This window comes from Bacillus sp. COPE52 (assembly GCF_003355115.1).
Lineage (GTDB): Bacteria > Bacillota > Bacilli > Bacillales > Bacillaceae_G > Bacillus_A > Bacillus_A toyonensis.
This window is the reverse complement of the sequence record NZ_CP031292.1, coordinates 4,019,271-4,039,037: the sequence shown is the minus strand read 5'-3', so window position 1 is coordinate 4,039,037 and position 19,767 is coordinate 4,019,271. Positions and strand designations below refer to the sequence as shown.

Annotated in this window: 20 protein-coding genes and 1 pseudogene; 4 read left to right on the top strand and 17 right to left on the bottom strand. The window is 35.0% G+C overall.

The window, feature by feature from the left end; translation table 11 throughout:
- Positions 1-135: 135 nt before the first annotated feature.
- A complete protein-coding gene (gene hfq, locus DPQ31_RS20260; RefSeq protein ID WP_000813896.1) occupies positions 136-360 on the bottom strand; it encodes an RNA chaperone Hfq in 225 nt (74 codons plus the stop codon).
- Between the two features lie 21 nt (positions 361-381).
- Positions 382-1,335 carry a tRNA (adenosine(37)-N6)-dimethylallyltransferase MiaA gene (gene miaA, locus DPQ31_RS20255; RefSeq protein ID WP_000504364.1) on the bottom strand — a complete coding sequence of 318 codons (954 nt, stop codon included), beginning with the start codon at positions 1,333-1,335 and terminating at the stop codon, positions 382-384.
- 182 nt (positions 1,336-1,517) lie between these two features.
- Between miaA and DPQ31_RS20250 the strand changes: the two genes are divergently transcribed.
- Positions 1,518-1,763, top strand: a complete 246-nt coding sequence (locus tag DPQ31_RS20250) for a hypothetical protein (RefSeq protein WP_000814421.1) — start codon at positions 1,518-1,520, stop codon at positions 1,761-1,763.
- A 62-nt stretch (positions 1,764-1,825) separates the two neighbouring features.
- On the opposite strand, the gene entD is transcribed toward DPQ31_RS20250, so the two are convergent.
- The 8 genes from entD to gabP form a co-directional block, all read right to left on the bottom strand.
- Positions 1,826-2,755: a cell wall-binding protein EntD gene (gene entD / locus DPQ31_RS20245; protein WP_000734606.1), complete on the bottom strand. Its 930-nt coding sequence runs from the start codon at positions 2,753-2,755 to the stop codon at positions 1,826-1,828.
- A 348-nt stretch (positions 2,756-3,103) separates the two neighbouring features.
- On the bottom strand, positions 3,104-4,960 hold the full coding sequence (locus DPQ31_RS20240; RefSeq protein ID WP_097957697.1) for a PTS fructose transporter subunit IIABC: 1,857 nt from the start codon (positions 4,958-4,960) through the stop codon (positions 3,104-3,106).
- 13 nt (positions 4,961-4,973) lie between these two features.
- Positions 4,974-5,885, bottom strand: a complete 912-nt coding sequence (gene pfkB, locus DPQ31_RS20235) for a 1-phosphofructokinase (protein WP_000640843.1) — start codon at positions 5,883-5,885, stop codon at positions 4,974-4,976.
- Entirely contained in the window at positions 5,882-6,634 is a 753-nt protein-coding gene (locus tag DPQ31_RS20230) for a DeoR/GlpR family DNA-binding transcription regulator (protein WP_000957289.1), read from the bottom strand. Before DPQ31_RS20230 ends, pfkB begins: the two co-directional genes overlap by 4 nt.
- Positions 6,635-6,882: 248 nt before the next feature.
- Positions 6,883-8,046, bottom strand: a complete 1,164-nt coding sequence (locus tag DPQ31_RS20225) for an iron-containing alcohol dehydrogenase (protein WP_208730921.1) — start codon at positions 8,044-8,046, stop codon at positions 6,883-6,885.
- Positions 8,047-8,163: 117 nt separating this feature from the next.
- Positions 8,164-8,706: a DUF420 domain-containing protein gene (locus DPQ31_RS20220; protein ID WP_000228316.1), complete on the bottom strand. Its 543-nt coding sequence runs from the start codon at positions 8,704-8,706 to the stop codon at positions 8,164-8,166.
- Positions 8,707-9,024: 318 nt separating this feature from the next.
- Positions 9,025-9,363: a hypothetical protein gene (locus DPQ31_RS20215; RefSeq protein WP_002039366.1), complete on the bottom strand. Its 339-nt coding sequence runs from the start codon at positions 9,361-9,363 to the stop codon at positions 9,025-9,027.
- 133 nt (positions 9,364-9,496) lie between these two features.
- A complete protein-coding gene (gabP, locus tag DPQ31_RS20210) occupies positions 9,497-10,891 on the bottom strand; it encodes a GABA permease (RefSeq protein WP_087969845.1) in 1,395 nt (464 codons plus the stop codon).
- Between the two features lie 270 nt (positions 10,892-11,161).
- Between gabP and DPQ31_RS20205 the strand changes: the two genes are divergently transcribed.
- Positions 11,162-12,244, top strand: a complete 1,083-nt coding sequence (locus DPQ31_RS20205) for a chitinase (RefSeq protein ID WP_199632938.1) — start codon at positions 11,162-11,164, stop codon at positions 12,242-12,244.
- A gap of 57 nt (positions 12,245-12,301) precedes the next feature.
- On the opposite strand, the gene DPQ31_RS20200 is transcribed toward DPQ31_RS20205, so the two are convergent.
- Positions 12,302-13,519 carry a M20 metallopeptidase family protein gene (locus tag DPQ31_RS20200; protein WP_000573505.1) on the bottom strand — a complete coding sequence of 406 codons (1,218 nt, stop codon included), beginning with the start codon at positions 13,517-13,519 and terminating at the stop codon, positions 12,302-12,304.
- A 112-nt stretch (positions 13,520-13,631) separates the two neighbouring features.
- Entirely contained in the window at positions 13,632-14,525 is an 894-nt protein-coding gene (locus DPQ31_RS20195) for a metallophosphoesterase (RefSeq protein ID WP_001091710.1), read from the bottom strand.
- 63 nt (positions 14,526-14,588) lie between these two features.
- On the opposite strand from DPQ31_RS20195, the pseudogene DPQ31_RS20190 reads away from it, so the two are divergent.
- Both DPQ31_RS20190 and DPQ31_RS20185 read left to right on the top strand, forming a co-directional pair.
- Positions 14,589-14,809, top strand: a pseudogene (locus DPQ31_RS20190) (formate/nitrite transporter family protein); the annotation flags it as partial.
- Positions 14,810-14,950: 141 nt separating this feature from the next.
- Complete coding sequence (locus DPQ31_RS20185; protein ID WP_001043903.1) at positions 14,951-15,223, top strand: HU family DNA-binding protein; 273 nt, start codon at positions 14,951-14,953, stop codon at positions 15,221-15,223.
- Between the two features lie 31 nt (positions 15,224-15,254).
- Here the strand turns inward: DPQ31_RS20185 and DPQ31_RS20180 are convergent, their stop codons facing one another.
- From DPQ31_RS20180 to DPQ31_RS20160, 5 genes are all read right to left on the bottom strand, one after another.
- The gene (locus DPQ31_RS20180; RefSeq protein ID WP_000954491.1) at positions 15,255-15,722 is read right to left on the bottom strand and encodes a GNAT family N-acetyltransferase; all 468 of its coding nucleotides are present in this window, start codon (positions 15,720-15,722) and stop codon (positions 15,255-15,257) included.
- A gap of 170 nt (positions 15,723-15,892) precedes the next feature.
- Positions 15,893-18,310, bottom strand: coding sequence for a heavy metal translocating P-type ATPase (locus tag DPQ31_RS20175; RefSeq protein WP_097953950.1), 2,418 nt, complete (start codon positions 18,308-18,310; stop codon positions 15,893-15,895).
- Positions 18,311-18,405: 95 nt separating this feature from the next.
- On the bottom strand, positions 18,406-18,612 hold the full coding sequence (gene copZ / locus DPQ31_RS20170; protein WP_000436968.1) for a copper chaperone CopZ: 207 nt from the start codon (positions 18,610-18,612) through the stop codon (positions 18,406-18,408).
- Between the two features lie 204 nt (positions 18,613-18,816).
- Positions 18,817-19,119: a metal-sensing transcriptional repressor gene (locus DPQ31_RS20165; protein WP_000349642.1), complete on the bottom strand. Its 303-nt coding sequence runs from the start codon at positions 19,117-19,119 to the stop codon at positions 18,817-18,819.
- Positions 19,120-19,516: 397 nt separating this feature from the next.
- Positions 19,517-19,744 carry a hypothetical protein gene (locus DPQ31_RS20160; RefSeq protein WP_000849103.1) on the bottom strand — a complete coding sequence of 76 codons (228 nt, stop codon included), beginning with the start codon at positions 19,742-19,744 and terminating at the stop codon, positions 19,517-19,519.
- Positions 19,745-19,767: the final 23 nt, after the last annotated feature.

Here is a 19,767-nt window from a genome sequence, read left to right as displayed (position 1 = left end):
TAAAGGCAAAATTAAAAATGAGCCCGGTGCAATACCGGACTCATTTGGATCAAGCTGCCTAATGAAATAACCGTGTCAACTTTTAGGGGTCACTTCAAAACTCGCTCTTTTTTTGTTATGTACAATAATTCATTACTACTCTAATTCAATCGAAACATTTTTTTGTGGTACGAATGTAGAAATTGCATGTTTATAAATAAGCTGTTGCTTACCTTCTGTTTCCAGTAGGACTGTAAAATTATCAAATCCTTTAATTAATCCACGAAGCTGGAAACCATTTAATAAGTACAGCGTAACAAACGTATTTTCTTTACGGAGTTGATTTAAAAACTGATCTTGAATATTGATTGATTGCTTCATGTCGAATCCTCCTCTTTTTCTCTACTTACTATTATTCGACTTTAGTTGTAACTTTCCTTCTATGTATCGTAAAATTTCTGACGTTTTTTCACCATCTGTAACATCAAACCATGTGACATCCATTTTATTACGGAACCACGTTAATTGACGTTTTGCATAACGACGTGAATTCGTCTTTAATTGTGATACCGCTTCTTCTAAAGAGACACGATTCTCAAAATAATCATATACCTCTTTATACCCAATCGCTTGAATAGATTGACAATCTCTCATCCCACGATTATACAGCCCTTTTACTTCCTCTAATAAACCTTGTTCCATCATTAAATCCACTCGTAAGTTAATGCGATCGTATAGCATTTCTCGATCCATTGTCAAGCCAATTAGTGAAACATCATATAATAACTCGTTTTCTTGTTTTTCGAGTTGTTCACTCATTTTTTCGCCCGTCGTGTGGAAAATTTCTAACGCCCGAATGACACGACGCACATTATTAGCATGAATACGCTCCGCGCTTTCTGGATCTACTTCTTGCAATTTTTCATGTACATATTCCACACCACGTTCTTGAGCTAGCTTTTCCATTTTCTCTCGGTATATAGCATCACCAGCATCATCTGTAAACTGATAATCGAATAAAACAGATTGTATATAAAGACCGGTTCCACCAACAATAATCGGTAATTTACCCCGCTCTGTAATTTCTCGAATATGTTTACGAACACGTTCTTGAAATTCTGCGACAGAAAATGAATCTTCCGGATCTTTTATATCGACCATATAATGTGGAATTCCGTCCATCTCTTCTTTTGTCACCTTTGCGGTTCCAATGTCCATCGTGCGATAAATCTGCATGGAATCTCCACTTATAATTTCACCATTCAACGCTTTGGCAAGGTCAATACTTAACTTCGTCTTTCCAACAGCAGTTGGTCCAATGATGACAGCAACCTTTTCGCGTTGCATTTCTCCCATATCATTCAACTCTCTTTATGTAATATACTCCATCTATTGATTATATCCAATCTTAACAATTTTAACGGTACGATTGCAAGTTCTTTCATTCTGGTACATGAAATTTCATATAAAAAAAGAACATAGTTTGTCCAATTCTGCATACACATGATAAAAAATAGCTTTGAGAGGATGAGTTGACTATGAAACAATCTACCATCAATTTTTCATCTTTAACAAAAGACCTCATTTTAGCCACTGCTACAAAAGAACAAAACTGTTCACAAGAAGAATTATACTTCGCTCTAAATTGTTTGCTACGTTCTTTTCATTCTACGCTCCAAGAAACGACATTACATCCAGAAAATAAAAATACAGAGTATATGCAGACTCAATTTTGCAGTGCATATAAAATTCTTACAGGTACAACTATTTATCCCTTTCAATAATCCATAAAAAGCGGTTGCTTGAAAATATGTAAGCAACCGCTTTTTAAATTAATACATATACACTATTGTATAACTTTCACTTTTACAGACTTACGGCCCCAGCTATTAGCACTACCATCTGAGCCCACTAATACATCAATGCGATTTCCTTTAATCGCACCGCCAGTATCTCCAGCAATCGCTTCTCCATATCCTTCTACCCATACTTTCGATCCAAGTGGAATTACCTTTGGATCAACAGCAATTACTTTCATATTTGGATTCGCTGTTAAATCATGCCCCATTGCAGTTAACACACGACCACCATACGTACCATTCTCACTTGGATTTGCTGTATACGCCGTCGCTTCTACTGTTATTTCACGACCGCCAGCAGGTGCATTTGTTTCAGCAGATTTCTTAACTGGTTTCGCAGCTGGCTTTTCCTTTGCTACAGGCTTACTTGATTCTACATTTTTAACAGACTCTTTGCTCTTAACTGCCGTATTATTTTTAACCGACGGATTTACTCTAGCCGGTTCTTCTTGCGTTACAACTTCTTTCTTTTCAATCACAGGTGCTTCTCCTGTTAAAAATGGTACGTGAACATATGCAACTTTTCCATTGTAGTCGAATTGTAACCATTCATTTTGAACTTGATTTGTCGTTTCAATCAAATCATTTTTATTAAATTTACCAAGAATTTCAGAGTCAGTATTCGCTCCAGCACGAATATTTAATACGTTCGCCGTTACATAATACGTACTTTTAGTAAATTCAGCACTTACAAATGCTTCTTTACCGTCTAATTTAATTTTCGACCATCCGTTTTCTGTATTTATAACATCTAATTTATTTCCACTTAACATTTTACCTACAAGCTTTGACTCTACATTTGGGTTTTCTCTCACATTTAATACGTCTGTTGTTACAATCGTTTCTGCTTTCGCAGAACCTGCAAAAATCCCAAGACCAAAAACTGCCGCTGTTGCTATACCTAATAATTTTTTCATGAATAGCCTCCATTTGCTTTGTTTTCGTATTTTCATTATAGCAACAGATTTTTTAGTTTTTTAGAAATCACACAATTACAAAGCACTCGTAATATACGATTAACGAGTTGTAACATAAATTTCCATATTAATGAAATGCATTTTCAATAGAAACCCCAATATTTTTCATATATTTTCCACATACAAGCATGAAAATTTTTTTCCAAAAAAAATTACAGTATTACTGTTTTGTTACAAAAAAATCATATTCCATTACATCTTTTACCATAAAACATCATTCTCCAATTATTAATCTCTTTTTTTGTAATAAAAAGGAGTAGCTTATAGCAGCTACTCCTTTTTCATTTATTATTTAACTTTCTTTTTCCAAATTCCCATCATAAGAGCAGAAATAACTGTCCCTACTAATATAGAGAAAATATATAGCAACGGTTTATTTACTAATGCTATAACAAATAACCCACCATGTGGTGCCGGTAATGTAATTTGGAATAACATAGATAACGCGCCTGCAATACTTGAACCAACAACACAACTTACAATTACTCGAATCGGATCTGCAGCTGCAAATGGAATTGCACCTTCTGTAATAAACGATGCTCCCATAATATAATTTGTTAAACCAGATTTACATTCCGCTTCTGTAAACTTCGTTTTAAAGAATGTAGTTGCAAATGCAATTGCAAGTGGCGGTACCATACCACCAGCCATAACAGCAGAGTGAACTCCAAAGTTCTGCGCTTCTATTGCAGCAATACCAAATGTAAATGCGGCTTTATTAATTGGACCCCCCATATCGATTGCCATCATACCACCTAAAATAAGACCTAGTAATATAGCATTTGTACCGTTCAAACCATTTAACCATCCTGTTAACATTTCATTCAATGCTACTACAGGTGGATTTACTACTTTTTGCATTACAACTCCTGTAATTAACAATCCAAAGACTGGATATAACAAAACAGGTTTAATTCCTTCTAACTGCGCTGGTAATCCTGAAAATAATCTTTTCAATCCTAAAACAACATATCCAGCTAAGAAACCAGCAATTAATCCTCCTAAAAACCCAGCATTCGCATGTGCCGCTAAAAACCCTCCAACAACACCAGGCATAAAACCAGGACGATCAGCAATAGAACTCGCAATAAATCCAGCTAAAATTGGTACAAGGAATAAAAACGCCCCTGTTTTTCCTCCACCAATAGACATGAACAATTCAGCTAATGGACCTTCCGCCTTTATACCACCAAACGAAAACGCTAGCGCTATTAAAATTCCACCGCCAACAACGAACGGAAGCATATTACTTACACCACTCATTAAATGCTTATAAATTCCTAATCCTTTTTCATTCTCTATACTCTCTGACTTCCCATTCTCTTTTACACCTTTAAAGATTGGTGCATCTTGTTTGACAGCTCGATTAAGAAGCTTTTCCGTTTTTCTAATCCCATCAGCTACCGGCACTTGAATGACATGTTTTCCAGCAAAACGATTTATTTCTACTTGTTTATCTGCCGCAACGATAATGGCCGTTGCACGTTCAATGTCCTCTTTCGTTAAACCGTTTTTTATACCTGTTGATCCGTTCGTTTCAACTTTAATCGCAATCCCTAACTCTGCCGCTTTCGCTTTCAAACTATCAGCAGCCATATATGTGTGAGCGATTCCAGTCGGACAAGCTGTAACAGCTAATACGTATGGTTCATCCCCTTCCGGTTTCGCTACTTCAACTTCTTCTTCTTTTTCATTCTCTTTTTCATCAAATAAGCGAAGAAGTTCCTCTTCATCCTTTGCTTCTAATAATTGCTTGCGAAAGCCTTCATCCATTAATAATGTAGAAAGACGGGACAACGTTTCTAAATGTGTATTATTTGCTCCTTCACTTGCAGCAATCATAAAGAATAAATGTGCAGGCTGTCCGTCAAGCGATTCATAATTGATACCGCTTACACTTCTACCGAAACAAATCGCCGGTTGCTTAACAGCCTTCGTCTTCGCATGAGGTATGGCAATGCCTTCCCCAATTCCAGTCGTACTTTGGGACTCCCGCTTTAAAATAGCTTCTTTAAATTCCGTTTTACTATTTAAACGATTTGCCCCACTTAATTTCTCAACTAATTCATCTATGACAGCTTCTTTATTTGAAGCTGTCAAATTCATAATGACTGTATCCCTTTTTAATAGTTCTGTAATTTTCATATGTTACTTCCCCCTATCGCTTAACTACAATTACTTGCGACAATAATTCTTCTACTTTTTCCTTTTTACATAAATCTGCCGAAAATGCTGTTGCACTCCCTGTTGCAACACCATATTGGAATGCCTTTTCAATATCTTTTGTTTGTTCGTATTTACCTACAAATCCAGCAACGAGAGAATCTCCTGCCCCAACTGAATTAATAACAACACCTTTTGGAACAGTTGCTTCATATATACCTTCTGCCGTAAATAATAAAGCTCCATCTCCGGCCATTGATACAATAACGTTCTCTACACCTTGTTCGACTAATTTTCTTCCATACGGTAAAATCTCTTCTACTGTTAAAAGCTCCACTCCAAATAACTCACCAAGTTCATGATGATTTGGCTTTATTAAAAATGGCTTATTTTTAATTACATGTTGCAGTGCACTTCCACTTGCATCCACTACTACACGAATACCTTTTTCAGCTCCAAACGCAGCAATTGATTCATAAAAAGTATTTGGAATAGAAGTCGGTACACTTCCAGCAAGTACAACACAATCTCCACGTTGCATACTTTCAATTTTGTTCATTAACTGTCCGAACTGCTCTTTTGTCACAATAGGACCTTGTCCATTTAATTCTGTTTCTTCTTCCCCTTTTATCTTTACATTAATTCTAGTATCTTCATCTACTTGGACGAAATTTGTTGTTACACCTTCATCATGTAATACATCTTGCATAAACTGACCAGTAAATCCACCAGTAAATCCAAGTGCAACATTTCCAACACCTAAACGATGAAGAACGCGAGAAACATTAATCCCTTTTCCTCCAGGAAACTTCATGTCTTTCTCTGCTCGATTTACTGTGCCTAAATCAAAAGAATTAACTTGTACTACATAATCAATAGATGGGTTTAAAGTAACTGTATAGATCATTGTTTATCAGCCTCAATTACATTGGTTTGTCTTTTATATTTTTCTAAATCAATTTCTAAATGGTTTGTAATAATATTTGCATCTTCAACATTGGCAATTTTCGCAAACGCAACTTCTGAAAACTTACTTTCATCAATTAAGAAATACCCTTCGTTCGCTAATGTTAATGCCATTTGTTTTAAAAGCGCTTCTTCTGGATCTGGTGTTGTAAAACCAAACTGTTCATGTACGCCATTCGCTCCTAAAAAACATTTATCAAAGCGATACTTCTGCATACTTTCCTGTGCCATCGCACCAATTAAAGCCTTCGTCCTACTCTTCATCATTCCGCCTAGTAAATACGCACGAATATTATTTTCAACTAAAGCTTCAATATGCATAAGTCCATTCGTCACGACAGTAACATCTTTATTTATTAGAAATGGAATCATTTCAAATGTTGTACTTCCTGCATCTAAATAAATACAATCCCCTTGTTCCACAATAGTAGCTGCATACTTAGCAATTTGATGTTTTATTTGAATGTTTTTGGATGATTTTTCAATCATCGTTGGCTCCTGTCCCTTTGCTGTTAAAACAGAGGCACCACCATGAACTCTTTTTAATAACCTTTGTTTTTCTAATTGTGCTAAATCACGACGAATTGTTGATTCAGAGCTTTCTGTTCTTTCAACTAATTGCTGTAATTTAACTACTTTCTGTTCTTTTACAAGCTGCAATATCATTTGATGACGTTCAGGAGTTAACATTTTACTCACCTCTTCTTTGATTACAGTATAATGAAAACGATCACAAAAATCAACCATATTCATTCATAAATAATCAAAAACAATCAAAAAAAAAAAAAAAAAAAAAAAAAAAAAAAAAAAAAATAAAAAAAAAAAAAAAAAAAAAAAAAAAAAAAAAAAAAAAAAAAAAAAAAAAAAAAACAATTATAGAAAACAAAAAAGAAACCCGTTTGATTGTTATATCAAATAGGTTTCTTTTCTCGATTCACTTATAAAGAAGCTTTATATATGCTTAAAACATCATCTTTATTTAATTTTTTAAAGTTACCAAATTCACCATAAGCCATCGCTTTATCCGCCATTAAATCAATTTCATTTTCTCCAATAGTATAATCAGATAATGCTACTGGCGCCTCAATTGAAGTCCAAAATTGACGCAGTGCCTCAATTCCTTCTAACGCCACTTCTTTATCTGTTTTGCCATCTGTTTCTATATCAAATACACGAATAGCGAACTGCTTAAAACGACTTACATTTTCATCTATAACATGCTTCATCCAATTTGGGAATAGAATTGCAAGGCCGCCGCCGTGTGGTATGTCATGAACAGCAGAAACTGCATGCTCAATATTATGAGTTGCCCAGTCTCCTTTTAGTCCCATTGCTAAAATGCCGTTTAACGCCATAGTACCGCAATATAAAATTGTTTCCCTATGCTCATAATTTTCTAGATCACTTAAAAGCTTAGGAGCTGTTTCAATTACTGTTCTTAAAACAGATTCACAATAACGATCTTGTAGTTCTGTATTTGTTCCATGATGGAAATATTGCTCTAATACGTGTGACATAATATCTACCATACCGTAAATTGTTTGATCTTTCGGTACAGACGCAGTATGAACTGGATCTAAGATTGAAAACTGCGGGAAAGTAACCGGGCTACCCCAGCCGTATTTTTCATTCGTTTCCCAGTTTGTAATTACCGAGCCTGCATTCATTTCAGATCCTGTTGCTGCAAGAGTAAGTACAGTACCAAATGGTAATGCCTCGCTAGCAAATGCTTTTTTCGTTACAATATCCCATACATCTCCATCGTACTTACTACCAGCGGCAATCGCTTTCGTACAGTCGATTACACTTCCTCCACCAACTGCTAAAATAAATTCGACACCATTTTCTTTACAAATTTGAATCCCTTTTTTTACTGTTGATACACGAGGATTCGGTTCAACACCAGTCAATTCAAATACTTCCGCATTTATATCTTTTAAAATAGAAATTACATTATCATATATACCGTTTCTTTTAATGCTGCCTCCTCCATATACGAGAAGAACTTTTTTACCGAACTGTGGAATTTCAGTTTTTAACTGCTCTAATTGTCCTTTACCGAAAATAAGTTTTGTCGGATTACGAAATACAAAATTTTGCATATCTTTTTACCATCCCTTCTATTTAAAAAGCAACTATACTTTTGTATACCATATTTTTTTCATTTCACAAAAATATTTGCTTAACAAAAAAATCCCAGCCTTTAGGGCTGAGATTTTTTATTGATAATAAGGTGAGATCATTAAGTAAACAATAACACCAGATAGACTTACATATAGCCAAATTGGCATCGTCCATCGTACAATTTTACGGTGACGTGTTAATTGATTCGTAAAACCAAATACAAGTGCGAACAATGCAAGTGGTACAATAATTGCCGCAAGGATAATATGTGTAATTAAAATGATGAAGTACACATATTTAATAAATCCTTCCCCGCCAAAATGTGTTGCTGGCGCCAAGTAATGATACGATAAATACGAAACACAGAATAGCAAAGTCGTCGTGAATGCCGCAAGAATGAAACCACGGTGCATTTTCACATTCTTTTTAATAATAGAGTATAAAGCTGCTAATAAGAATACGAACGTAAAGCTATTAAAAATTGCATTTAACATTGGTAAAATCGTTACATCAAAATGTACTTCTCCTTCATAGCCAACAGGTCCAAAGAACAAAAATAAAATAATCGCATTTACAATTACAGAAAGCGTTATCACAATAGGAGCATAGCTTTTCTGATTTGTTGATTGATCCACCAAAATGGTCACTCCCTCTTCCTTCAAATATGTATACGTAACCTCACTATTTTAACATATTATTCACAGTGTAAATGTGACAATAGTTTGACACAGTAAGACCAGACAAAGAAAAAAATCCTTCTTAATAAAACTTCTTAAGAAGGATTTTATCGCTTTATTATTCAAATAGCAATGCAATTAGTTTTTGTTAAAAAACGTATTGCTATATGCTTGAAAAATTTCAGATACTTGATATCCCATTAATGAAATTGCTGTTAATGAAAAGAAACCAATCATAAGAAATCGAAACCACATATAAATCTCCTCCTTGTATTTAGCTTAAAAAACGTTAGCTATATTACAAGTTACGTGGCACTCTTCATCATCACTTTCTTTCTTCTTTACAATTGCTGTTATAAATCGAATCATAAAGAATAGAACAAAAGGAATTTGTTCGTAATTCACCTTGGCATAGTTCAGCAACGGCTCGCGCTGCACATCGAACGGGGATGAGAAGGAATAGAACATACCTTGCTCTTCCATATATACAATTACAATTTTCATGCAAAATACTATTCCTAGAAACGAAACAATATCTTGCCATTCTGTCGTATATAACAGGTTATACAGCTCTAATACGTACTCTTCCATCATCATCCCCCCTTCCTTTTTTACCATTTTGCTCGCCTTCGTATAAAAAGTCAAGAAAAAAGTTTATATTCACTATGACAATAGTAATTACTCGTTTCTATGTTTATATATGATTCTTTTATAGCAATGATTGGGTGTAACTCTATTCCAAAACAATGAATTAGAATCGAACGGATTCTTCCTTTCTACTTTTAGGTTTCAAAACTGTGCTATTTTTATTTCTATTAAAAATAAAATAAGAAAGTATTATAAGAACAGTAACAAGCATCGTTAAAAGTGCTTGTGGACGCAAAGATTCAATTGCAAGCATTGCAACTAAAACTGCTATAATAGCAGCAATTGTAACATACGTTACATATGGGAAAAGCCACATTTTCACTTTCAAATTTCTTTGTTCTACTTTTCCCATTTTTTTACGCATCTTTAAATGCGAAACTGCAATAACGAGATAAACGAGTAACGCGATCCCACCAGAAGCATTCACTAAAAATAAAAATACTTTATCTGGAGATATGTAACTAAAAACAACTCCAATATAAGCGAAGAAAGTTCCAAATAAAACTGCTCGAACTGGAACACCACTACTGTTCAATTTTAAAAACACCTTTGGAGCATCTCCTCTTTCTGCCATCGAAAAAAGCATTCTTGAGTTTGTATATAAGCCCGAATTTAAACAAGAGAGTACAGCTGTTAAAACGATAAAATTCATAATTTGTGCTGCCGCTGGTATTCCTATATGTTCAAGTACCGCTACAAATGGACTTTTTAGTATGTTTGCTGAATTCCATGGAAGGAGTGTAACGACTATAGCAATAGATCCAATGAAAAATACGAGAATACGCCAAATTACACTATTTGTTGCTGTTTTTACTGCTTTTACAGGTTCAGCAGACTCACCAGCCGCTACCGCTACAATCTCTGACCCCATAAATGAAAATATAACGACGGTAATTCCAAGCAGCACCGAACTTATCCCATTTGGCATAAATCCCCCTTGTCCTACTAAATTTGAAGTGCCAGGTGCTTCCGTTCCTGGTACAAATCCTAAAATAACAGCAAGTCCAAGACAAAGGAATAAGACGATGCTTATTACTTTAATAAAAGAAAACCAATATTCAAACTCTCCAAATGATTTCACTGAAAAAACATTCGTCAACGTTAATAAAATCGTTAATATTAGGCTTAATAACCAAAGTGGGATGTCTGGAATCCAATATTGAATAATGCCAGCACCTGCTGTGGCTTCTATTGCAATAACAATTACCCAGAAAAACCAATATAGCCACCCAATTGTATACCCCGCCCATGGGCCAATAGCTTCTCGTGCATATGTTGCAAATGAACCACTTGTCGGGTTAATAGCTGCCATTTCGCCCAACATTCTCATGACGAAAATGACTAGAAGTCCTGCTAATGCATATGAAACGATAGAACCTGGCCCGGCCGAATGTACAACTGCACCACTTCCAACAAACAAACCAGCCCCTATTACGCCACCAATTGAGATCATCGTAATGTGGCGTATTTTTAGGTCTTTCTTAAGATTTTTATCCAAATCTTGTACATCCCCTTCCAAACTTTATTTTGAAATTTATGTAAGAGTATTATGCAAAAAACCTTGTCTTACACTTCTTAATATATCAAAATATTCTGAATTAAAAAATTTCAAATCCACCTCCTTCATAAATTATTACATTAGGTTTAATAATTTTCCATACACAATTGTTGAGAAAATTATTAAAACTAACAAAAAGATAGAATTTTCAGATATTATTAAAGAAACAAGATTATACATCTAGACAACTTTTTGTATAGGAGTGTTGATATGTTAAACAAGTTCAAATTTATTTGTTGTATGTTAGTAATTTTCTTACTGCTACCGCTAGCCCCCTTCCAAACAAAAGCAGCAAACAATTTAGGATCAAAATTACTCGTTGGATATTGGCATAACTTTGATAACGGTACTGGCATTATTAAATTAAAAGATGTTTCACCAAAATGGGATGTAATAAATGTATCTTTCGGTGAAACTGGTGGTGATCGTTCCACTGTTGAATTTTCTCCTGTGTATGGTACAGATGCAGAGTTCAAATCTGATATTTCCTATTTAAAAAGTAAAGGAAAAAAAGTAGTTCTTTCAATAGGTGGACAAAATGGAGTCGTTTTACTTCCTGACAATGCTGCTAAACAACGTTTTATTAATTCCATTCAATCTCTAATCGATAAATACGGTTTTGATGGAATAGATATTGACCTTGAATCAGGTATTTACTTAAACGGCAATGACACTAATTTTAAAAACCCAACAACTCCTCAAATCGTGAATCTTATCTCAGCAATTCGAACGATTTCAGACCATTACGGCTCAGATTTCCTACTAAGCATGGCCCCTGAAACAGCTTATGTTCAAGGCGGGTATAGCGCATATGGAAGCATATGGGGTGCATATTTACCAATTATTTACGGAGTGAAAGACAAACTAACTTATATTCACGTTCAACACTATAATGCTGGTAGCGGCATTGGGATGGACGGTAATAATTATAATCAAGGAACCGCAGACTACGAGGTCGCGATGGCAGATATGCTCTTACATGGCTTTCCTGTAGGCGGTAATCCAAATAATATTTTCCCAGCTCTTCGTTCAGATCAAGTAATGATTGGACTTCCGGCGGCACCAGCAGCAGCTCCAAGTGGCGGGTATATTTCTCCAACTGAAATGAAAAAAGCTTTAGATTATATCATTAAAGGCGTTCCTTTCGGAGGAAAGTATAAGCTTTCTAATCAAAATGGCTACCCTGCATTTCGTGGTCTAATGTCTTGGTCCATTAATTGGGATGCAAAAAACAGCTTTGAATTCTCCAATAACTACAGAACATATTTTGATGCTATTCCTTTGCAAAAATAATAAAAAACAGCAATAGGTTATATAAAGTAACCTATTGCTGTTTTTTATTTATGTAAATTACTTTTTCACATCCATATCTACAGTACGAAGAGATTCATCTCCATTTCGTAAATAGCTATTTACGAGACTTAAAAGTAACTTCCCACCAACTAACATTGCACGTTCATCAAAATCAAATTGAGGATGATGATGCGGATATGTTGCTCCTATTTCTTCATTACCCGCACCTGTGAAGAAAAATGCTCCTGGAACATGCTCTAAGTAGTATGCAAAATCTTCACCACCCATAATCGGCGGCACTTCAATGACCCTTTCTCTTCCAAGATCACGTTCTGCAACCTCCATAAAATGACTCGTTTCCTCTACATGATTTATTAATATTGGATAGCCACGTTTATATTGAATATTAACTTCAGCCTGAAGAGACTGACAAATCCCCTCAACAACTCGTCTAAATTCCTTCTCCATATATTCTCTTACTTCAGGATCTAACGTTCGAATGGTTCCTGTAAACGTAGCAGTATCCGCAATAATATTATCCGCTTGACCAGCATGGAATGTACCAACTGTTAAAACTACGGATTGAAGTGGATCGACTTTTCTACTAACTAACAGTTGCAACTGGTTAATAATTTGTGTTGCAACAATAATAGCATCTACAGTATGATGCGGCATACCTCCGTGACCACCTCGCCCTTGAACCTTCACCTCAAAAGAATCAGCTGCCGCCATCATTGCTCCTGCTTTCGCACCAACAATTCCTACAGGCATTTGAGAAGATACATGCGTACCAAAAACAACATCTACTCCTTCTAAACAACCATCCTCAATCATAGCGATAGCCCCGCCAGGCTCTTTCTCTTCTGCATGTTGGTGTATAAGAACTATTTTTCCAGAAAGTTGGTCTCTATGATCACTTAATATTTTTGCAACTCCTAAAAGTGTTGCTGTATGTCCATCATGGCCACAAGCGTGCATTACGCCCGGAACCTTTGATTTATATGAAACTTTCTTTTCATCTTGAATAGGTAGTGCATCAAAATCAGCACGCAACGCGATTGTCTTCCCAGATTTCCCACCTTCAATTACGCCGATGATTCCTCTTCCCCCGACATCTGTTTTCACATCAATATGAAAACTTTTTAAGATTGCAGCTATTTTTTTCGGTGTTTCTATTTCTTGAAACGATAGCTCTGGGTATTGATGAAAATCTCTTCGCCACGAAACCATTTGGTTATACAAACTTTCCAACTCTTTATGCCATGTTTCTATCATAGAAATTCCCCTTTCTTTTTTAACACTTTAAATTTAATTTACATAACATTCTGTATTTAATCAATAAAAAGGAGAACTTTCTCTGAAAGTCCTCCTACTATTCTAGAATCGTCTAATTACTATTTTGCTTCAACACAAATACTGAAAGTTCAGGTACACTCCAAAATCTAACCGGCATTCGGGTTGTCCCAATACCTCGATTTACGTATAAATGTAACGGCTTATTCTTCCCTTCTAATTCATACATACCTTCAACATAGCTCTCAGCTAATTTTGTAGTAATTAATGGACCTATAAAAGGAATTTGAACTTGTCCTCCGTGACTATGCCCTGAAACTTGAAAATCAACTGGATAACAAGCTACTTTGTCTACAACATCCGGCTCATGTACTAATAGCATATTGAAATCTTGTTGCCTTACATGTTTTAAAGTCGCGTCTATTTGCGGCTTCCCTAATAAGAAATCATCCAAACCTGATATTGTAATATATTTACCGTTTCCCACTTTAATTTTCTGCACTTCATTTACTAATACAGAAAAACCAGCTTCCTCCATATACTTTTTATAAAACACACTACCACCCCCGCCCCTATCATGATTCCCAAACACAGCATATTTCCCTAAGGGAGCATTAATTTTCTGCAAAATAACCTTCGCTTCATCTTTTTCCGCACTATAAGATCCAAACTTATCTATTAAATCTCCTGTGAAAACTACTATATCTGGATGCAATTCATTCATCTTCTCCACCAAATTTTCTAGTTGTTTCAATGTAAACTCTGGTCCTAAATGTACATCTGAGAATTGCAATATTTTTTTATTATTAAACTCTTTAGGAATCGTCGGGGCTTCTATTTCATTCCACGTAACTGTTATTAGTTTTCGTTCTATTTCTGTCGCATAGAAATACAAGCTTACTGGAATCATTACTATACTTATGAAACTTATAATAAGTTTCTTTAAGATTGATTTTTTTTGTTCTTTTTTTACATGATGCGTATTCATGTTTTCACCTCTAGATGTAGTTTAAAATCCTTTTGTTACATTGATGTGACAACATGAAAAAAATTGGGGTTTCAACACGTTGTAGCAAATATGTTTGTTATCCCAGCTGCAATTTTTACCGGTCATGTAACTTGGATTGAATATTTCCCAAACTTCTTGTTTTCTTTGGGAATTTAGTAGGCGGTTTGTATTTTGTAGAACTACCTTATTTCATATCTTATAATAAGAAACTACCTACAAATAAAGAGAAGACTGAAATACAGAACAAATCTATATCCGCTTAAATGGAATGGTTATAAAGTAGGCCTAAAAAATATTACAAATTTCATTTTTTTCGTGAATATATCTACGTACACTTGTTCTCGAATGTTTTATACGTTATAATAACAACTTAAATAGCATTATTTACATATGAGGTGAAAAACATGAATAAAACAGAATTAATTAAAAACGTAGCACAAAATGCTGAGATTTCTCAAAAAGAAGCTACTGTAGTTGTACAAACTGTAGTAGAATCAATCACTAACGCTTTAGCTGCTGGTGAAAAAGTACAACTTATCGGATTCGGTACATTCGAAGTTCGTGAAAGAGCTGCTCGTACAGGCCGTAACCCACAAACTGGTGAAGAAATGCAAATCGCAGCTTCTAAAGTACCTGCTTTCAAAGCTGGTAAAGAACTAAAAGAAGCTGTAAAATAATGAAAAAATAGCCTTCTCGTTTATGAGAAGGCTATTTTTTCATAACATAATTAATAAAAATCTGACCATTGTGCTGTTTTTTTTGTTCCTTTATGCAAATAAAACCTTTCCTTTCAAAGAAAGATTTTGCTGTAATACTCGCCTCTGTATATATATCCCCGTGCCCTAAGTTCACTGCTTCTTTTTCTAACTTCTGTAATATGTATGAAGCTACCCCTTTTCCTTGATAATCTTTATGCGTAAATAAGCGATCTATATAATGCTCATCATTATAATCCCCAAACCCCACTATCACACCTCTATACTCAGCAACGTAACAAATATTCTTTTCTAAAGACTGTAGCCATCTTTCTCTATCTAGTCGCTTTGGCGCCCATGCCTGTAGCTGTAACTCGTTATAATCTCTTGCATTCACCGTATGAACTGTTTCATAGAACAATTGTAATACTGTTTCTAAATCCTCTTTCTGGAATGTCCTAATTATAATATCCGTTAACATATATGAGTCTCCTTACTAAACTAACACTCGGCTTTCTACTATAATAAGATTCAATATTGCTGCTTTATTATACCTTTTTTCTTTTTATACAAACAAAAAAACAACACTTATTCAAAGTATTGTTTTTTGTATAAAAGCATTTTCAATTACTCTATAAATTAAAATTTTTATTATTTTAATTTCACTCTTTGCAATCTTAGCGCATTTAATACGACTGATACCGAGCTAAATGCCATCGCCGCCCCTGCAACCCAAGGTGCTAAGAAACCTAATGCTGCAATTGGGATCCCTAAGCCATTATAAGCTAACGCCCAGAATAGGTTTTGCTTAATATTTCTAATCGTCATTTTACTCATAAAAATTGCATCGGCAATACTATTTAAATCACCACGGATTAACGTAATATCCGCTGCTTCCATCGCTACATCCGTTCCTGTTCCAATTGCCATACCAATGTCTGCTGTAGCAAGAGCAGGAGCATCATTTATTCCATCTCCAACCATCGCTACTTTCTTACCTTGCGCTTGCAGTTTTTTCACTTCTTCTGCTTTTCCTTCTGGCAATACTTCTGCAATTACGTGATCAATACCAACTTGCCCTGCAATTGCCTGAGCAGTTTGTGTATTATCCCCTGTAATCATAACAACGTCTAGACCCATTTTCTTAAGTCGTGCGATAGCTGCTTTTGAAGTATCTTTTACAGTATCCGCAACAGCAACTATTCCAGCATACTCCTTATCTATCGCTATTAACATTGCTGTTTTTCCTTCTCGCTCTAGCTCTTCCATCGATTTAGAAACTTCTTCAATATCAATATTAAACTTCGTCATTAATCGACGTGTACCAATTAATAATTGTTTCCCTTCAACAATCGATTCAATACCGAACCCAGGAATTGCTTCAAATGTTTCCGAACTTGGTATATCAATTTTCTTTTCTTTAATTCCTTCTACTATCGCTTCTGCAAGTGGGTGTTCAGAATTTTTTTCTGCCGCTCCTACTAAACGTAGTATTTCTTCTTCATGGAATCCATCTGCTACAATTATATCTGTTAACACTGGCTTCCCATTTGTCACAGTACCCGTTTTGTCTAAAATAACCGTATCTAATCGGTGCGTTGCTTCTAAATGCTCTCCACCTTTAAATAAAATACCATACTCAGCTGATCTTCCTGATCCAGCCATAATAGATGTAGGTGTCGCAAGACCTAACGCACATGGGCAAGCGATAACAAGTACTGCTATCATTTTCTCAAGCGCTCCGCCAAAATCACCAGGTGTAACAAATATCATCCACACTGCAAATGTAATAATAGCAATCACAACTACAACCGGTACGAAAATACCAGAAATTTGATCAGCTACCCGTTGAATAGGCGCTTTCGATCCTTGCGCTTCTTCTACTACTTTAATAATTTGAGCTAATGCCGTATCTCTACCTACCTTAGTTGCTTTAACTTTTAAAAATCCATTTTTATTTATTGTAGAACCAATTACTACATCTCCAATTGTTTTATCAACTGGAATACTTTCACCCGTTAACATCGATTCATCAATCGCAGATTTTCCTTCTACAATTTCTCCATCAACCGGTATTTTTTCACCAGGTTTTACATAAACGATATCACCAGCTACCACTTCTTCGATTAAAATCTTCATTTCTGTTCCATCTCGCACAACTGTAGCTGTTTTCGCTTGTAATCCCATTAACTTTTTAATTGCTTCTGATGAACGTCCCTTTGCCTTTGCTTCAAATAATTTACCTAAAATAATTAATGTAATAAGTACCGCACTCGTTTCAAAATATAAATCTGTCATATGTTCCGAAGAACCAATAGATTGAATACTTAAATATACACTATAGAAATAAGCGGCCGACGTTCCAAGTGCCACGAGGACATCCATATTCGCACTTTTATTACGTAACGCTTTATAAGCTCCAATATAAAACTGTCCACCAATGATAAATTGAACAGGAGTTGCAAGGGCTAGCTGTACCCAAGGGTTCATTAGCATATCAGGTAAATAAATAAACGATGTAAATGAGAAATGACTCACCATTGCCCACAATAACGGGAATGATAAAATAAACGAAATAATAAATTTCTTCTTTTGTCGTTCAATTTCTTGTAAGCGATGATCTGTTGATCCATCTTGCTCATCTGATTTCACTTCTAATTTATATCCTAACTTTGTAATCGTACTCTTCATTTCATTTACACTGACTTCATCAGGATTAAAGTCTACCGTTGCCGACTCTAAAGCGAAATTAACCGTCGCTTTGTTCACACCATCTAACTTATTTAAACGCTTTTCAACTCTATTCGCACATGCTGCACATGTCATTCCTGAAACAGTAAATTCAGCTTTATCACTTACAATTCCATATCCTAACGATTCAACTTTTTCTTTAAAGTGTTGCGGATTTGTTTTAGTTGGATCGTACATTATTTTTGTTTTTTCAAGTGCAAAATTTACATTTGCATCATGAACACCTTCTACTTTTTTCAGACCTTTTTCAATTCTATTGGCACATGCTGCACATGTCATTCCTGATATTTGAAGATTGGCCTCTTTTTGTTCATTCATGTCTCTCACCTCTATATACCCTTATAAGGTATAATTATTAGCAAAATAAATCGTACTTCGTTTAAAGTACGATTTATTTCCATATCTAAAAATAATTATTGAACATCGTATCCTTGATCTTCGATTACAGCAACGATATCTTTTAATGTTATAGCAGACGAGTCGATAGTAACTTCAACAGTTCCTTCTGCTAATTGAACCTTCACTTGTTCAACACCGTTTAGCTCTTTCACACTGCTTTCGATAGAGTTTACACAATGTCCACAAGACATACCTTCAACTTTTAATGTTAACTGTTCCATTTAAAATCCTCCTCTTGTTTCTTCATTGTTTGTTAATCACAACTACATCTTACCATACCCCCCTAAGGTAATCAATGGTTTTGTATCATGATTTTTCAATTATTTTCTAAACGTTTATTTTACACACAATTTTTCACTACAATACACCTAAATCCAATATACGGGTAAACAAAAAAAACAAGCCAGTTACATACTAGCTTGTTTTTACGCTTTTGAAAAACGTTCAAATACTGTCATTAATTCTTCAATTGCTTCGTCACCATTTCCATTTTTAATAGCTCCTGAAACACAATGACTCGTATGATTTTTTAAGACACCCATTCCTACTTTTTTCATCGCTGCATTAATCGCTGAAATTTGCACTAAAATATCAACGCAATAACGATCATTTTCAATCATATTTTGAATACCACGAACTTGTCCTTCGATTCTCTTCAATCTATTTATAATTTGCTCTTTTTCTTTTTCTGATCTATGTGTTACTGATTCATGCTCTTTATGATCCATATTATCACCTTCTTAAAATTTCTCTTCATCCAATAAAACAATTGCTTTTATGAGTATACTAATTATAGCATTAAATATCTATGTATGATACCCCATATGAGTATATTTCCACTTTATGATTATTCTTAACACATTATTAGCTTCTCAGTCTCAATTTTTATTATACCCTTTCCTTTTTGTAAAAAAATCATTATATCTCCAATCAAAATCCAATAAAGTGAAACTTTAATTAGCACTCCCCAATCGGGCTTTTACTGGTAGCCTGCCCGGCAAATAGCGGGATAAATTGAAACAATAATAAGCGGGGATTGTCCATCCCCGCTTATTATTCGCCTACAAATATAAAAGCCTCAATCTTCACACGTTTAAATTGAGACTTTTTTCTTCCTATATATAGTTATTGCTGATCACATACTTTTGTATCATTCACTACTGAAGTTCCTTCAACGGTCACCGTATGAAAACAATCATTCACTCGAACTGTCACAACATTATCTTGCCGATCAATGATATGATATTCATTAAAATTTTTATTCAGAGCACTGCGAATTTGTTCTCCTTCATAAATTGGGATGCCATGTGATAGAACCCAAATCAGTCCAGCGATAGCAAGAATAGTTTTCATACGATCTACCTCCTTGAGAATAT

Bases quoted from the DNA above. Each gene is read 5' to 3' on its own strand.
- hfq (WP_000813896.1), bottom strand. From the start codon at position 360: ATGAAGCAATCAATCAATATTCAAGATCAGTTTTTAAATCAACTCCGT.
- miaA (WP_000504364.1), bottom strand. From the start codon at position 1,335: ATGGGAGAAATGCAACGCGAAAAGGTTGCTGTCATCATTGGACCAACT.
- DPQ31_RS20250 (WP_000814421.1), top strand. From the start codon at position 1,518: ATGAAACAATCTACCATCAATTTTTCATCTTTAACAAAAGACCTCATT.
- entD (WP_000734606.1), bottom strand. From the start codon at position 2,755: ATGAAAAAATTATTAGGTATAGCAACAGCGGCAGTTTTTGGTCTTGGG.
- DPQ31_RS20240 (WP_097957697.1), bottom strand. From the start codon at position 4,960: ATGAAAATTACAGAACTATTAAAAAGGGATACAGTCATTATGAATTTG.
- pfkB (WP_000640843.1), bottom strand. From the start codon at position 5,885: ATGATCTATACAGTTACTTTAAACCCATCTATTGATTATGTAGTACAA.
- DPQ31_RS20230 (WP_000957289.1), bottom strand. From the start codon at position 6,634: ATGTTAACTCCTGAACGTCATCAAATGATATTGCAGCTTGTAAAAGAA.
- DPQ31_RS20225 (WP_208730921.1), bottom strand. From the start codon at position 8,046: ATGCAAAATTTTGTATTTCGTAATCCGACAAAACTTATTTTCGGTAAA.
- DPQ31_RS20215 (WP_002039366.1), bottom strand. From the start codon at position 9,363: ATGGTAAAAAAGGAAGGGGGGATGATGATGGAAGAGTACGTATTAGAG.
- DPQ31_RS20205 (WP_199632938.1), top strand. From the start codon at position 11,162: ATGTTAAACAAGTTCAAATTTATTTGTTGTATGTTAGTAATTTTCTTA.
- DPQ31_RS20200 (WP_000573505.1), bottom strand. From the start codon at position 13,519: ATGATAGAAACATGGCATAAAGAGTTGGAAAGTTTGTATAACCAAATG.
- DPQ31_RS20195 (WP_001091710.1), bottom strand. From the start codon at position 14,525: ATGAATACGCATCATGTAAAAAAAGAACAAAAAAAATCAATCTTAAAG.
- DPQ31_RS20185 (WP_001043903.1), top strand. From the start codon at position 14,951: ATGAATAAAACAGAATTAATTAAAAACGTAGCACAAAATGCTGAGATT.
- DPQ31_RS20180 (WP_000954491.1), bottom strand. From the start codon at position 15,722: ATGTTAACGGATATTATAATTAGGACATTCCAGAAAGAGGATTTAGAA.
- DPQ31_RS20175 (WP_097953950.1), bottom strand. From the start codon at position 18,310: ATGAATGAACAAAAAGAGGCCAATCTTCAAATATCAGGAATGACATGT.
- copZ (WP_000436968.1), bottom strand. From the start codon at position 18,612: ATGGAACAGTTAACATTAAAAGTTGAAGGTATGTCTTGTGGACATTGT.
- DPQ31_RS20165 (WP_000349642.1), bottom strand. From the start codon at position 19,119: ATGGATCATAAAGAGCATGAATCAGTAACACATAGATCAGAAAAAGAA.
- DPQ31_RS20160 (WP_000849103.1), bottom strand. From the start codon at position 19,744: ATGAAAACTATTCTTGCTATCGCTGGACTGATTTGGGTTCTATCACAT.